Origin of the sequence: Sphingobacterium sp. SG20118 (assembly GCF_044740685.1) — a bacterium.
GTDB lineage: Bacteria > Bacteroidota > Bacteroidia > Sphingobacteriales > Sphingobacteriaceae > Sphingobacterium.
The window spans coordinates 2,957,226-2,971,213 of record NZ_CP172826.1 but is presented as its reverse complement, the minus strand read 5'-3'; the positions used below and the strand labels follow the sequence as shown (position 1 = coordinate 2,971,213).

Sequence of the window (13,988 nt, the reverse complement as noted above, 5' to 3'; positions counted from 1 at the left end):
TTTTTTATGCTTATTTTTTTATAGACGTTTTAATACAAAATAGAAGCCCAGTGCTGTGCAGGCTAATACAGCCGACGTAGCCCACCATAGTGTTGTAAAACCGAAGGATCCGACAATATTCGTACCTAATAATGGTGAAAAGATATTAGCAGCAGAAAATGCCAAAGAGTTGAAACCCATATAGGCACCTTGTGTTTTAGGTGTTGATCGATTGATCGTGGCAGTTGCCATAAAGGGGAGTGTGAGCATTTCACCCAGTCCAAACACCAGAAATGTCACATATAGCATGAATACACCTGCATGTATATTAAACATGGCGTAAGAAATAGCACACAAGAGCGTTCCGAGGACGAGCGTTTTTGTAATCGAAAGTTTGTTTTCTGCTATATGTACAATAAACATTTCCAGTAAAACAATAATCAAACCGCTCCAACCCATCAAAAAACCAATCTCATGCTCATTCAATTGGTGTACCTCGCGATAGAAAATCGGTAGTGTCGATATCAATTGGAAAAAACAGATAGAGAATATACAACACAAAATATTAAAGGCAATGAATGGCCCGTCTTTGTAGGGATTTCTTTCTTGTTTATTATGAGAGCTTACTACAACAGGGTTTGCTTTTAAAGCTTTCAAGTTGTTTTTCTCCTTCTTATGGAAGAATAGGAAGAATACAATTGCCGCTGCCGTAGCAGCAATAGCATTACCGTAGAAAATCCAATTGAAGGATATACCAGCTAAAAAGCCACCTACTGCAGGCCCGATTGAAAAACCAAGATTAACGGCTAATCTATTTAAGGAGAAAGCACGTGTTATATTTTCAGGTTTAGCATAACTGGCAACCGAAACTGAGTTAGCAGGTCTGAAAGCATCAAAAACAGCACTTAGCACAAAAATCATAATCCCCAATGATTCGACAGTTTTAAAATACGGGGCAATCATAAATAGGGGGGCGGCCAAACTCAAACTCAAGAGTTGTACTTTAAAGCTTCCAAATCTGTCTGTAAGCCAACCTCCAGCGTAAGAACCACATACAGAACCAAAGCCAAAGCACATCAATACAATACCAACTTGTTTGATGTTAAAATCAAGCGCTTTGGTCATATATATACCTAAAAAAGGTATGACCATACTCCCCATTCTGTTTATTAGCATCACAATTGCGAGTAGCCATGCAGAGCGAGATAGCCCTTTAAAAGAACCGATATAAATGGATAAGAGTTTTTTCAATTAAATTTGCGGAAAAAGCCAAAGGAATATGACGAACCTTTGGCTAGATGAAAAATAGAATAGTTATTTTAAACCAATGATGACGCAGGTATAGACTCATTGACTTCATAAGTCGAAGCCAATAGTTTCTTTTTACCTGTTGATGGCTCGAAGAAAATATCAATTCTACCTAAGTTAATTCCTGCAAAACCCACTTGATTGACTGCTGTTTTTGTCCCTTTTAAATTGGTGACTAAAGTTGGTTCTTTCAAGAATGTGTGCGTATGCCCACCTATAATCAAATCGATATCGCTAGTTTTCGAAGCCAATACAATATCGGATACTTTATCACTTTCATATTGATAGCCCAGATGTGAAAGGCAGATAACTAAATCACATTTATGCTGCTCCTTGAGCTCCTTTACCACGCGATTTGCGACCGCAATAGGGTCTAGGTATTTCATCCCTTTAAAATTATTTGGATCGACTAGCCCCTCTATATCAACGCCAAGTCCAAAAACTCCGATTTTAATACCAGCTTTTTTGAAGATGGTGTAATCTTGTGTCTTACCTTCCAATACAGTACCTGTAAAGTCATAATTAGCCGTTAAGAATGGGAACTTCGCATGGTCTAAATATTTGATAAGGCCATTTAAACCGTTGTCAAATTCATGATTACCAAATGTTCCAGCATCATATCCCAATTTGGTCATTAAATCGAGTTCTAATTTTCCGACAAATAGGTTGAAATAGGGGGTTCCTTGAAACATATCTCCAGCATCTAATAATAGGACATGGTCTTCCTCTGCTCTTACTTTTTTTATAAGTGTACTGCGACGCGCAACTCCTGCTAGACCTTGGTACCTTCCGCCATCCATTGGAAAGGGCTCAATTCTACTATGCACATCATTGGTATGTAGAATCGTTAGTTTTATTTTTTTTGAACCTGCGAATGAAACGAGTGGTAAAGCTCCAAACGTGGCAACAGCGGAAAGACCAGCTGCTGTTTTCAGAAAACCTCTTCTATTTAATGATTTTAACTCTTCCATCTAATTGCATATTAATTTTTTGACCATTTTTAGTAAAGCCCGAGATGTAGTCCATTAAACTTTCGCGTACTTTTTGCGGGTAATCCGTTCGTTTTAGTGCATGTGTAAATAAGTCCAGATTATCGCCTCCATTGGCCAAGTAATCATATGTCACAACCTTATAAATTTTATCGTTTTCGATATTCTTACCCTGAACCTGAATGTCGATTGGTTTTTTATCCCGAATGGATAATGTAAGACCTGTCACGGGTTGCCCACCAGTTGCAGCAATGAAGGTTGCAAGTTCCTGAATCTGTAGACCATTGAGCTCCACTACGGTTAATTGATTTTCAAAAGGCATCACTTCGAATACACTTTCAACAGTAATATCTCCAGCTTTCATTTCATTACGAATACCTCCTTTTGTTGCAAATGCGATGTCAGCTTTATTGTTAACCTGCGCACTTGCATTTAATAAAGCTTGAGTAAAGAAGTTACCCATTAAAGTTTCTGGAGCCTTTTCCTTTGTCAGTGGCACCTCAGAAAAACCGATGACACGATTCATTTCTGCCTGCATCTGCAGCTTATAAGGGTTGTAAATAGCGACGATATCGGTATCCTCAACGGTATTTTTATTAATCTCATACTGTCTAAAGTCTTTTTGGGTCGGACTTAGGCTTTTGCTGCAGGATGTGCTAAGAAGAATAGCTAAAAACCCGAAGGTTACATATTGAAGTTGATGTGTATTTAGTTTCATCATGTAATAAGTATTTTCGATACAAATGTAGATAATAAAAGCCTAACATTTTGTTAAGCTTTTATTATCTATTTGGTGAAAAGAGCGTTTTTTAGTTTGCAATCTCTGGTTTTTTAGAGTCTCTTCTAGCAATTGCATCTCTTTGGTTTCTCAGTTTTATTGATTTTCTACGGTCAGCTATTGTTGTTTTCGTTATTTTTGCGACCATTTTATTGTTTTTATAGAGCTTCCAGTTCATCAGTAGTACTGAAAATAATATGATGATTAACCCTATGACCTGTGTGGATGTAACAGCATGGCTACTAAAAAAGTAACTCAATACCAATGCGACGATTGGATTTACATACGCATAGGTGCTGACTTCAGTTGCGGGTCTTACTTGCAATAGCCAGATATAAGAACTAAATGCTAATATCGATCCAAACACTATTAAATAGGATATATTGAACCAGTCGATAGGTGTAACTTGCTCAAATTTGAAATTAGCAAATTCACCATTGAAACTAGCAACTAAGGTAAATAGTATACCTGCGGTAATCATTTGCCATGCCGTTCTAACGGAAACATGTAAGTTTTCTTCTTCCTGATGCGCCTTCTTTTGATATTTTGAATAGAGGGAGCCTGCAGTCCATGCGATAGATCCCAAAACCATAATGACGAGCGCAATAACAGTAATTTCTTTATTGGCAGATGATCTGCTTGCCATGATTTGTTCTGCAAAAAGGAGAACAACGCCGCAGAAACCTAAAATCAATCCCGCGATGGTGGATTTGCTACTGAAATTCTCTTTCCATTTGGGCTTATCTAGAATTACAAACCAAATTGCAGCAGCAGCAGAAATAATAGCTGCGACACCCCCAGAGATATATTGCTCGGCCCAGATTAGACCTCCCATGTCAATGAATAAAAGTAAAAAACCTACGACAATAGAATCGCGGATCGCTCTTTTATTGAATAATTTGTAGCCTTTCAATGCACAATAGCCCATCAATAAAACACTTGCAGTAGCAAATCGAAATGACCCCAATATGAAGGGAGGGAAACTGTGAAGAGCTTTTTCAATAAAGAAAAAAGTTGACCCCCATACAATGTATACGATTGCATATGCGAGTATGATCATGAGGGAGCTTGCCTGTTGTACTTTATTATTTAACATCTTATAAATTCCTTTCTTAAATTATTCTGGTATCACTAATTGATGCTCCTCTTTAACTGTTTGTAAAACAATTGTGGTTCGCGTTGAAATTATTCCTTCAATTTTTGCTAATGTGTTTCGCATTAGATCTACTAAGGCCGTAGAATCAGCGGTACGTACTTTAATAAGGTAGCCATCATCGCCAGCAATATCATGGACTTCCTGTACTTCTGGTATTTCAGCTAATAGTATCCCAACTTTTTGTTCACCAATAATATCATTGGCCTTAATGAAGATGAATGACAATAATTTTTGATCAATCGCTGCCGGATTAATCTTAGCATTGTATTGAAGGATTACATTCTTCTGCTCCAATTTTTTAACACGCTCTAATATCGCAGAAGGGGCCATACTGAGTTTCCCTAGCAATATCTGCATTGTTAATACGCGCATTATCTTGCATTAAACGCAAGATTTTGTAATCCACATGATCTAAATTATATTCTATCTTTGTCATATCGAGTGCAAAGATAAGCATATTTCGAATAATATTCAAATTATTGGAGTTAATTCAGAATATTATTCTATTTTAAAAGACTATTTTATTTTTATAAATAGATGTTCACGTAAGTAAAAACAACTAATATTATTATAATATATTGATTTTAAGGTAGTTGTTCATTACTGTATAATATTTGGTAATTGCTCCTAATTGTCGAATATTATTCTTCTAAAAATTCAATTGCGTATTTGTTTCGTAATGCCTTAATAAAATAGCTCGTCATAAGGGTCACAAGTAAACCAATTATACAACCAATTGTGACGCATGCAAAACGTTCCAGGGCAGCCACGAATGATTTTAATTGCTGTTCATGAATAACGACGATAATCATAGCAACCATAGCTGTACGTGCCACACTCAATACATTGAATAATCGACAGATGGCAACCGAAGTAATCACGCCAAACAGCATAGACCACATTTCTGGCAGGTTAGTGAAATAAAAGAGAATACCAGTTGCAGAACCAATAAAATTGGACTTCGTTCTGTCAATAGCTATTTGGGTAGCCTCTTTATCATCAGGAGATATTACAAGCACAATAGAAATGAGTGTCCATGTCACGGAGTATTGAGGAAAGCTGATATAAAGAAAGTAACCGATAGAAAAACCAATTAAAATTCGAATTAAATAAATGATGAAATCAGAATGAAGACTATATCGAAGTAGCGTTTTTCGCATATTAAATTATTTCTGTAAAAATACAGCTTATTTGCAAAAGGAAAAACTTGATCTAATGCATTTTTATGCGTGTTTAAGATAATATTTTCATTATCTTGCAGTGTCAATTCTTTTGATTGTTTTAAATAATTAAATTTGTTTACACAAATTAAATCATACTGTGAAGGAAAATACCTCTTTAGATCAATTAGCGCAATCGTTGAATGGTGAATTATATTATGATGATTCAACGCAACATCATACTATTCGTATCGCTTATTCTACCGACGCGTCCGTATACCAGGAATTACCATTAGCTGTCGCAATTCCTAAAAACAGGGCAGACATTAAAGCTTTATTACAATTTGGCACCTCAAATGGAGTTACCATTATCCCGAGGACGGCTGGCACTTCCTTAGCTGGTCAGGTTGTTGGAAATGGAATAATCATGGATATCTCAAAGTATTTTAATAAGATTCTCGAGGTAAATGTAAGTGAGCAGTGGGTACGTGTAGAGCCTGGTGTTATTCGGGATGATTTAAACCATGCTCTCAAACCTTTTGGATTGATGTTTGGTCCCGAAACTTCAACCGCAAGTAGGGCAATGATTGGCGGTATGATTGGGAATAACTCATCGGGACTACATTCCATCGTTTGGGGCGATACCCGACAAAATTTACTGGAGGCAAATGTTATTTTAGATGATCAGTCTGAAGTTCTCTTTGAGGCTTTGAGCGCAGATTCGTACTTTAAGAAACTAATTCAAAAAAATCGAGAAGGTGTAATATATCGTGAGTTAAATGCCATGTTGACGGATGAGGAAAACATTCAAGCCATAACAGCTGGTTATCCAAAACGTTCCATAACAAGGAGAAATACGGGCTATGCTCTGGATATGTTATTGGATCAAAATAAGCCTTTCAATATGTGCCAGCTGCTTGCCGGTTCCGAAGGTACACTTGGTATTGTGACAGAAGCCAAACTCCAATTGATGCCTTTACCACCCGAAAACTTAGGTCTTTTATGCATCCACTTTGACGATATGATTGCGTGTATGAGAGGCAATATCGTCGCTTTATCTCATGCACCAGAAGCCTCAGAAACTTGTCGATAAATATATCATGGATTTTACGGTAGGGCATCGTACCTATCAACATAATCGCTTTTTTATAGAAGGAGATCCCAAAGCTTTGCTAATTGTAGAATTTAGAGGAAGCACCCCACTGGAGGTAGAAGCCAAAGCTATGGCTTTAAAAGCAGCATTGATTGAAAAGGGACTAGGTTATGCCTACCCTTATATCACCGGCGAGCAGACAAACTTAGTATGGGATGTGAGAAAAGCTGGTTTAGGCTTGATTCGAAATCTTCCGGGAGATAGTCAGCCTGTTAATTTAATCGAAGATTGCGCGGTTTCTCCTGAAGATTTACCGGCATATGTAGCAGATATCCAAAACTTATTGATTGAAGAGGGAGTTCATGCTTCTTATTATGCACATGCCGGAGCAGGAGAGCTGCACATTGAGCCTTTTGTAAACTTAAAAACTGAGGCGGGGGTAAAAACTTTTCGATCGATATTAGAAAAAACAACAGATCTTGTCTTAAAATATAATGGGTCTTTAAGTGGCGAACACGGAGATGGTCGCCTTAGAGGAGAATTTATTGAAAAGGTTTTAGGTGAAAAAGTTTTCGAACTGATTAAACAAGTAAAAGCTATTTTTGATCCTAAAGGCATTTTTAATGCGAATAAGATTGTCAATACACCACCTATGGATACTTTTCTTCGGTATGATAACAATAAGAATACAACTGAAATTAAGACCTATTTTGATTTTTCTAAAGAGGAGAGTATACTTCGATTAGCAGAGAAATGTTCGGGTTCGGGGGACTGTCGGAAGACAGAAATCACTGGAGGTACGATGTGTCCGTCCTTTATGGCTACGCGAGAAGAAAAGGATACTACTCGTGCGCGAGCAAATATGCTGCGTCAATTTCTGACAAATTCAACAAAAGAAAATCGTTTTGACCATGAAGAGCTGAAGGATGTGATGGACTTGTGTCTTTCTTGTAAAGGATGTAAGACGGAATGTCCATCTAGTGTTGACGTAGCTAAAATGAAAGCAGAGTTTTTACAGCATTATTACGATGAGCACGGTGTGCCATTTCGAACGCAAGTAATCGCTAATTTTACAGAATCCCAGAAATTGGGAGCTATGGTTGCTCCAGTTTATAATTTTGTGACTCAAAATAGCTTTTTAGCCAGTATCATTAAAAGAACTATTGGTTTTGCACCTAAGAGATCTCTTCCAAAGGTTTGTGGCACGACATTGACGCAATGGGTAAATAAACAGATTGAAAATCCGAAGGCAAAAAGGAAAGTGTATTTATTTGCGGATGAATTTACAGAGTACAATGACGCAGAAATTGGCATTAAAGCTTATAAATTACTGACGGCACTTGGGTACGAAGTAATTATACCAAAGCATATACAAAGTGGACGTACATATCTTTCAAAGGGTTTGGTTAAAGAAGCTAAGAAAATTGCCAATAAAAATATTAATTTCTTGAAAGATTTCATTTCAGAAAGAACCCCTTTATTAGGTATAGAACCTTCTGCTATCATTACTTTTAGAGATGAGTACTTAGCTTTGGTTGACCCTGAATTAATGCAGGATGCAGAGCGAGTAGCTAAGAATGCATTGATGTTTGATGAGTTTTTGTTAAAAGAAATTGAAGCTGGACGTCTGCATAAAGAACAGTTCAGTTCTGAAAAGAAAAAAATTAAGTTACATGGACATTGCTATCAAAAAGCCTTTCATTTGGTAGAGACTACGACGCAGGTACTTTCATTTCCCATGAATTACGAAGTAGAAGTAATTCCTTCAGGTTGTTGTGGTATGGCGGGGTCATTTGGTTACGAAAAGGAACATTATGAGTTGTCGATGAAAGTTGCAGAATTGGTGCTGCTACCTGCCGTCCGAAATACAGAAACGTCAACATTAATAGCTGCTGCCGGAACTTCTTGTAGGCATCAGATTAAAGATGGGGTAGGGAGGCATTCCTATCATCCTGTAGAAATATTATATGATGCTTTGATTAAGTAAAAACAATCATTCTAATTTATTTGTTTATCAGTAAAAATCGTTAATTTTAGTAAACGATTATACTGATAAACATAATTACTGAACATGATGAGTAAATTGAATCAAATTGCTGTTCTATCTGCGTTGGCATTTGCAACAGCATGTGGCAACACGAACCAAAAACAAGAAGGTGCTGCTAAGTCGAATAAAAATAAGCCTAGAGTGGTAGAGTTGACACTAGATGGGCCTGTGACCAATAATAAGCATCTTTTTTTAAGAATTGTTGACGACGTAAAAACAGATTCTAGCCATATCTATACAGCTAAAAGTGTTTATAAGGGAGATACAGTAGGCTTAAAGGTAGAAGTTGTTAATATGATTCCCGCAGGAATCATCAGTGATCAGGCAAATGAAGAAGTTGGTTTTACAAAAGGGAAAATTAAGTTTTCTTCTCTAGGATCGGAAAGCGACGCCTTTGTAAAAGCTCTAGGTGCAATTTATGAATTGCCTGCATCAGCCTCTTTTTCTAATACGACGCTTCTGCCGACTGTTTTTTCTTCTAATAAAGTAAATGTAGACCTTGATAAAACTGCAACTTATAGTTTTAAATTATTTTTAGAACAGAAAGCAGGAGATCCAGCTGAGATGTTTTTAAATGTAGATACGTATAAAAAATCGATTGAATTCCAAGAAAAAGACCCTAAATTTCGCGCACCGTTTATATCCGCGCTGGAAGGTAAATAAATGTTGATACGAACAAAAAGGGCTTTCTAAATATTTAGAAAGCCCTTTTTTATTTTTTAGAAATCAAATTTAATTCGTGCTCTGATTCCAGATTTAGGAGCACCGGGATTATCCAAATAGTTCAGTCTTCGGACATAATCTACACGTAAAATTTTGAAAATATTCGATAGACCGACACTGGCTTCCATATAAGGTTTAGACCCGAAAGTATACGATGATTGCTGGCCATCTTTGTTTTTTTGAAAATCAAATACTTGATTTGAATTTTCAGGATTGTTCTCATCTCTTAATCCTCCATATACTGCCTTGAAACTAAAAACCTCACGAAGTTTAAGCATTTTAATAACAGGAATTTTATTTAATAAAAACCCATTCATATAGTATTGGATATTTGCTGATGCATGGTGATCGCTGACAAATTCTAAAAAGTTCATCAAGTTGTAAGAATTTAGTTGATAAGCATAAGTCTGATTGGCTCTATGAATAGTCAAGAATGGAAAAGGTATCCCTTTCCCTGCAATATAAGTCCCTGCTACATCAATATCCGCATAACCTAGTTGGCTAAGGTAAAATCTTTTAAATGCACCGATGTTGAAATTATGGTAACTATAATCCCCATTAAATACATCTTTAAGACCAGCAGTATAGTTGAAATTGAAGATAGGGTACTGGTTGAAAATTGGTGTGCGATATAATTTTCCTTGATAAAACTGTTCATTTGGTGCATAACGTATATTGACAGATAATTCAGTTGAATTAATTTCATTAAAAACCTGCGCATTGCCATTTTTATCTGTGATCTGATAAATTAAAGTACCCGCAGGTGATTGCTTAGTTGCATTAAAACCTAGACCGATACTGAGGTGGTTTCTCAAATTCCTTACGGTAATCGACGCGATACACATCATTATAAATGTAACTCTCATTCTCTCCTCTTTTAAATGATAATAAGAAATTATCTTCTTGTACGAATTCCAGTTGTTGGCCAGGGATTTTTGTGTCACGCTGAAATGATCCCCTGATATAATGCTGTGGAAATGAATAAACAGATTTATTATTAAAGGCATAAGTTCCACTTAAAAAATATTTCCATTTCTCATCTTTAAAACCATATGCAGCATACGATTCAGCATAGAATCTTTTACTTAACGACTCCGTTGTTCGCCCTCCAAGACGTAACCTGAACCCTTCGACAGGGTTGAAACTATAAAACGTATTAACTGGTCCGATCTCTACGGGACCTGCCTGCTTATATCCTGAAAACAATAAAGCAGCAATATCCATAAAACTTTTGAAAGAGGGAATCTGCTGAAGAGTATCAATATTATGATAGATGTTCAGTTCGTTTTTAGTCAGTGGAATTTGACGTTTTGTATCAAATAGATTTTTAGTTCCCTTTCCATCAGTTAAATTGTATGCAATAACGGTTTCTGGCCCCTCATAGATACTATCGGGTTGGGCTAATCCTGTCTCATAGTTTTTGTAATTGACAGTCCGATTTCCACGAATACCCATTCCTTTGTCTGTTAAAGAAAAATCAATGCCAAGCGTACTTTGACTCAAATAAAATCTTTTACTATTATCTTGCTCGAATTGCAACTCTATATTCATATCCCTAACAAAATTCAGATTGATATCGTCAGCAACAGTCATATTAGCCGCTTGAACTGCATAGTTGCCATCTAAAGTAATATACAGTTGCCCTTTGAAAAGCATGTCAGCTTTATTGCGCGGAAAAAAACTAAGCTCTACCAACCATGGTTGTTGTGTTTTTATCGTATCTGTGATGAAGAATTTATAAAACGTGGGTGAAGAGTTTGCAATTGGACTCAAAAATTGATTTGTAACCAAAGTGATATTGTTATCGTAAATATCCACAGTCTCATATAATTTATTGAAATATGCACTTAGACCGTCATTGTCAATAAATTTAGGATCAAATTGAGCACGTTGCTCTCCCAATATATATTGTTTTGTCTTTTTTGGGTCTTTTCGATAATAAACTTTTGAAAGCTTTTCTTCCATGAACGCAGGAAGCATATATTTATTTGCTGTTTTGGCTGAGTCATCCAATTCGAAAAGAAATTGATAGTTTTTGAATATCTTTTTATTGACGAATTTCTCAGAAAGGTTACTCAATCCTAAAGAGATCTTCTCATATTGATTGTATTCTGCATACTGTTGGCCCGTCAATCTATTTTTACTTTTATTCTCTATGACCTTTCTTATAAGGGCAACAGCAGGATTATCCTTATTTGTATATTTTCTCTTTTTACCCCTAACCACAACCTCATCGAGCGTGTTGTCTTGCGATTCCATCAATATTTCGATTTGTTGCAATTCGTCGTTGGTAACAAATACATCTTTGTAGTCATAACCAATGCTCGAAACCCGAATTTTCGTATAGTTACTTGGGAATTTTAAACTAAATCGGCCAGATTCTTGAGTCGATGTAGCGTTGCCAGGAGCAGAAGGAGCTCCTACAACAGCAACAGTGGCAAACGCAATGGGCTGTTTTGTTTTACTATCCTTAACTATACCAGCCACAGTTTTCAATTGCCCTAATGCAGTTGTTATGCTCAAGACTCCGATTGTCAAAAGTAGGAATAGTGTTTTTATATTATTATTGGTAGTATGTTGGTGTTCCATATTTTTTAGCCTTAATTACATCATAATGAATAGATGCATGTTGTGACATAATCTTAATTTCTGACTTTTTAACTTAAAAGTTCTAATAATGCGTATGCAAAAGAAATAAAAAATAAAGAATTAATAAAGCATTTACATTATTTTAATGTTGGTGATTTTTAGATACTATGCTTTAACCTATTGATAAGCAGATTGTTTGTTTTAATGTCAGAATAAATTGACTGTAATTTTACTTCTGTATGATGAATATTGACCTAAATAAAATCATTTGCACTGACTATTGTAACAAAAAGGTCAGTGCGGTTGTTGTAGTTCTAAAAATTTGGTTCTACTTGGAAGTGAATTCGTTCATTTGTCATGGGATGATTGAATTCGATATATGCCGCGTGTAAATGTAATCGATTTGCCTTTTGACCATAGAGGTCGTCCCCAACAATTGGACAATTCATGCCATTTGGATGAGCGGAATGAATACGAAGTTGATGAGTACGTCCCGTTATAGGAAAATACTTAACTTTAGTTTTACCATTATCAACACTAATTTTTTGCCATTTTGTTACAGCACTTTTTCCATGTTCGTAGCAGACCAATTGACGTGGACGATCGTCAAGATCTACGCGGATGGGTAAGGAAATTTCACCTTCATCTTCCACAATAATACCATCTAATAGCGCAATATAGTGCTTGATGATACGATGATTGAGGAATTGATTTTGGATTGCTTTGTGGGATTCTTTCGTTTTTGCTAAGACGAGAATCCCGGAAGTAGACATATCTAGGCGATGTACGATTAGTGGACCCGCATTAGGATATTTTTTGATCATACGTGTATAGACAGAATCTTGTACATGAATACCAGGGACAGATAGGAATTCTTCGGGTTTATTAATGATCAATACATGATCATCCTCAAATATAATGGGAATCTCAGTAGCTTCATCGGGGCTTTCAAGCATAGGATTTTTATCTATACTTAATCCCTGTAACATAAATCCCAAAATAGGTTCGCATTTATTTCTGCAAGCTGGGTAAAAATGTTTGTGCCTACGAACTTCAGCCGATGGCGATTGTCCCCACCAGAATTCAGCTAAGGCGATTGGAACGTAGTCATGAAGATAGGCATATTGTAATAATTTTGGAGCAGCACATTCTCCTGAACCAGCTGGAGGTTGTATGTCGTTGAAGTCTTTGAATATAGCAATGACATTTTTGGTCTCTGACAGCGCATTCCGAAAATTGTATTGTGCAAATAATTGATTTTGCAATTGTGATGATCGTTTTTTACGATCATCTTTTAAAGCAGCTACTTTATTTTGAAAATCAAGTAAAGGCTGCTTTGCTAATGAAAGATCGTCATGATATTGCTTCTGAAAAATTTGTAACTCATATTTGTCTCGAAGGCTTTGTTTAATGAGGTCATCTTCCAATAGCTGATAAGCAGCATCAGAAAGATTTAAACGGCTCTCCTCTCTTAAAACCTTACGCTCTTTCTTTTGGTTCTTAAGTCTCTTTTTGAAGTTAGCTAAAGCTTGGTCAAGAGTCATTTTTGTATCGTCTAACTTCTTTTCGAGTACTATTCCTACACCACTTTGTTCCAATTTAGTTATTTGATTATTAATCTGATTTAGATTTTCTTCTTCTAACAGGAAAAAGGAATTATCTGTTAACATGTCAAAAACTGGTGGCACAAAATAACGATGATCATTTTTTCCTGCTAATTTTCCAGAAAAAGCTGCTAAAAAGCCAATATTTCCATTTCTATCCTGGACAACCAAAACACCAAACATTTTCCCAATAGCTTGCCCTTGAAACCGTAGCATCTAAACCAAAATTATGTGTCCATTCATCTTGTGTTAAAATATATTCTTGGACATGTGCGCTCGCTTTTTTTGCCAAAAGGTGAGGCTCATAACAGAATGGAAAAGTAAAATGTAGCGGTAATGGAGTTGCTGCGATTTCTGTTGTGAACTTATGAAAGTAAGTATCCGTACTCAAACAATTCGCTTTCAATATTGTTGTTTTCATTATACGTACAAAAGTACGAAAATGATGCTATTTAGATGACAATTTTACATGTTAATTTAAAAGGAATCCACGTTTGTTTTTGTTAATATTGTATATAAAGTAGCATAAATTTTAATAATTAAGTAGGTTTTAAATTTATTC

General features: G+C 36.1%; 14 protein-coding genes. 3 read left to right on the top strand and 11 right to left on the bottom strand.

What is annotated here, in order from left to right:
* Positions 1-18: 18 nt before the first annotated feature.
* The 7 genes from ACFX5U_RS13860 to ACFX5U_RS13830 form a co-directional block, all read right to left on the bottom strand.
* On the bottom strand, positions 19-1,230 hold the full coding sequence (locus tag ACFX5U_RS13860) for an MFS transporter (protein WP_280566644.1): 1,212 nt from the start codon (positions 1,228-1,230) through the stop codon (positions 19-21).
* A gap of 68 nt (positions 1,231-1,298) precedes the next feature.
* Entirely contained in the window at positions 1,299-2,258 is a 960-nt protein-coding gene (locus ACFX5U_RS13855) for a metallophosphoesterase (protein ID WP_400261083.1), read from the bottom strand.
* Complete coding sequence (locus ACFX5U_RS13850) at positions 2,233-2,997, bottom strand: 5'-nucleotidase C-terminal domain-containing protein (RefSeq protein WP_235212262.1); 765 nt, start codon at positions 2,995-2,997, stop codon at positions 2,233-2,235. Before ACFX5U_RS13850 ends, ACFX5U_RS13855 begins: the two co-directional genes overlap by 26 nt.
* 88 nt (positions 2,998-3,085) lie before the next feature.
* Complete coding sequence (locus ACFX5U_RS13845) at positions 3,086-4,150, bottom strand: EamA family transporter (RefSeq protein WP_051959952.1); 1,065 nt, start codon at positions 4,148-4,150, stop codon at positions 3,086-3,088.
* Between the two features lie 21 nt (positions 4,151-4,171).
* The gene (locus tag ACFX5U_RS13840; RefSeq protein WP_400261082.1) at positions 4,172-4,582 is read right to left on the bottom strand and encodes an Lrp/AsnC family transcriptional regulator; all 411 of its coding nucleotides are present in this window, start codon (positions 4,580-4,582) and stop codon (positions 4,172-4,174) included.
* Entirely contained in the window at positions 4,509-4,667 is a 159-nt protein-coding gene (locus ACFX5U_RS13835) for an AsnC family transcriptional regulator (RefSeq protein ID WP_400263598.1), read from the bottom strand. The genes ACFX5U_RS13840 and ACFX5U_RS13835 overlap by 74 nt, the downstream gene beginning before the upstream one ends.
* Positions 4,668-4,851: 184 nt before the next feature.
* Positions 4,852-5,370, bottom strand: a complete 519-nt coding sequence (locus ACFX5U_RS13830; protein ID WP_038699257.1) for an FUSC family protein — start codon at positions 5,368-5,370, stop codon at positions 4,852-4,854.
* A gap of 160 nt (positions 5,371-5,530) precedes the next feature.
* On the opposite strand from ACFX5U_RS13830, the gene ACFX5U_RS13825 reads away from it, so the two are divergent.
* The 3 genes from ACFX5U_RS13825 to ACFX5U_RS13815 all read left to right on the top strand — a co-directional run bounded on the left by ACFX5U_RS13825 (position 5,531) and on the right by ACFX5U_RS13815 (position 9,173).
* Positions 5,531-6,463 (top strand): FAD-binding oxidoreductase, encoded by a 933-nt coding sequence (locus tag ACFX5U_RS13825; protein ID WP_400261081.1) that lies wholly within the window; start codon positions 5,531-5,533, stop codon positions 6,461-6,463.
* Positions 6,432-8,450: an FAD-binding and (Fe-S)-binding domain-containing protein gene (locus ACFX5U_RS13820; protein WP_400261080.1), complete on the top strand. Its 2,019-nt coding sequence runs from the start codon at positions 6,432-6,434 to the stop codon at positions 8,448-8,450. Before ACFX5U_RS13825 ends, ACFX5U_RS13820 begins: the two co-directional genes overlap by 32 nt.
* A gap of 84 nt (positions 8,451-8,534) precedes the next feature.
* Positions 8,535-9,173, top strand: coding sequence for a hypothetical protein (locus ACFX5U_RS13815; RefSeq protein ID WP_280566655.1), 639 nt, complete (start codon positions 8,535-8,537; stop codon positions 9,171-9,173).
* Positions 9,174-9,229: 56 nt separating this feature from the next.
* Here the strand turns inward: ACFX5U_RS13815 and ACFX5U_RS13810 are convergent, their stop codons facing one another.
* The 4 genes from ACFX5U_RS13810 to ACFX5U_RS13795 form a co-directional block, all read right to left on the bottom strand.
* Complete coding sequence (locus ACFX5U_RS13810) at positions 9,230-10,048, bottom strand: DUF5686 family protein (protein WP_400261079.1); 819 nt, start codon at positions 10,046-10,048, stop codon at positions 9,230-9,232.
* Complete coding sequence (locus ACFX5U_RS13805; RefSeq protein WP_400261078.1) at positions 10,014-11,822, bottom strand: DUF5686 family protein; 1,809 nt, start codon at positions 11,820-11,822, stop codon at positions 10,014-10,016. The genes ACFX5U_RS13810 and ACFX5U_RS13805 overlap by 35 nt, the downstream gene beginning before the upstream one ends.
* 314 nt (positions 11,823-12,136) lie before the next feature.
* Positions 12,137-13,642 carry a pseudouridine synthase gene (locus ACFX5U_RS13800; RefSeq protein ID WP_400261077.1) on the bottom strand — a complete coding sequence of 502 codons (1,506 nt, stop codon included), beginning with the start codon at positions 13,640-13,642 and terminating at the stop codon, positions 12,137-12,139.
* On the bottom strand, positions 13,581-13,847 hold the full coding sequence (locus ACFX5U_RS13795; RefSeq protein WP_400261076.1) for a hypothetical protein: 267 nt from the start codon (positions 13,845-13,847) through the stop codon (positions 13,581-13,583). The genes ACFX5U_RS13800 and ACFX5U_RS13795 overlap by 62 nt, the downstream gene beginning before the upstream one ends.
* Positions 13,848-13,988 lie beyond the last annotated feature (141 nt).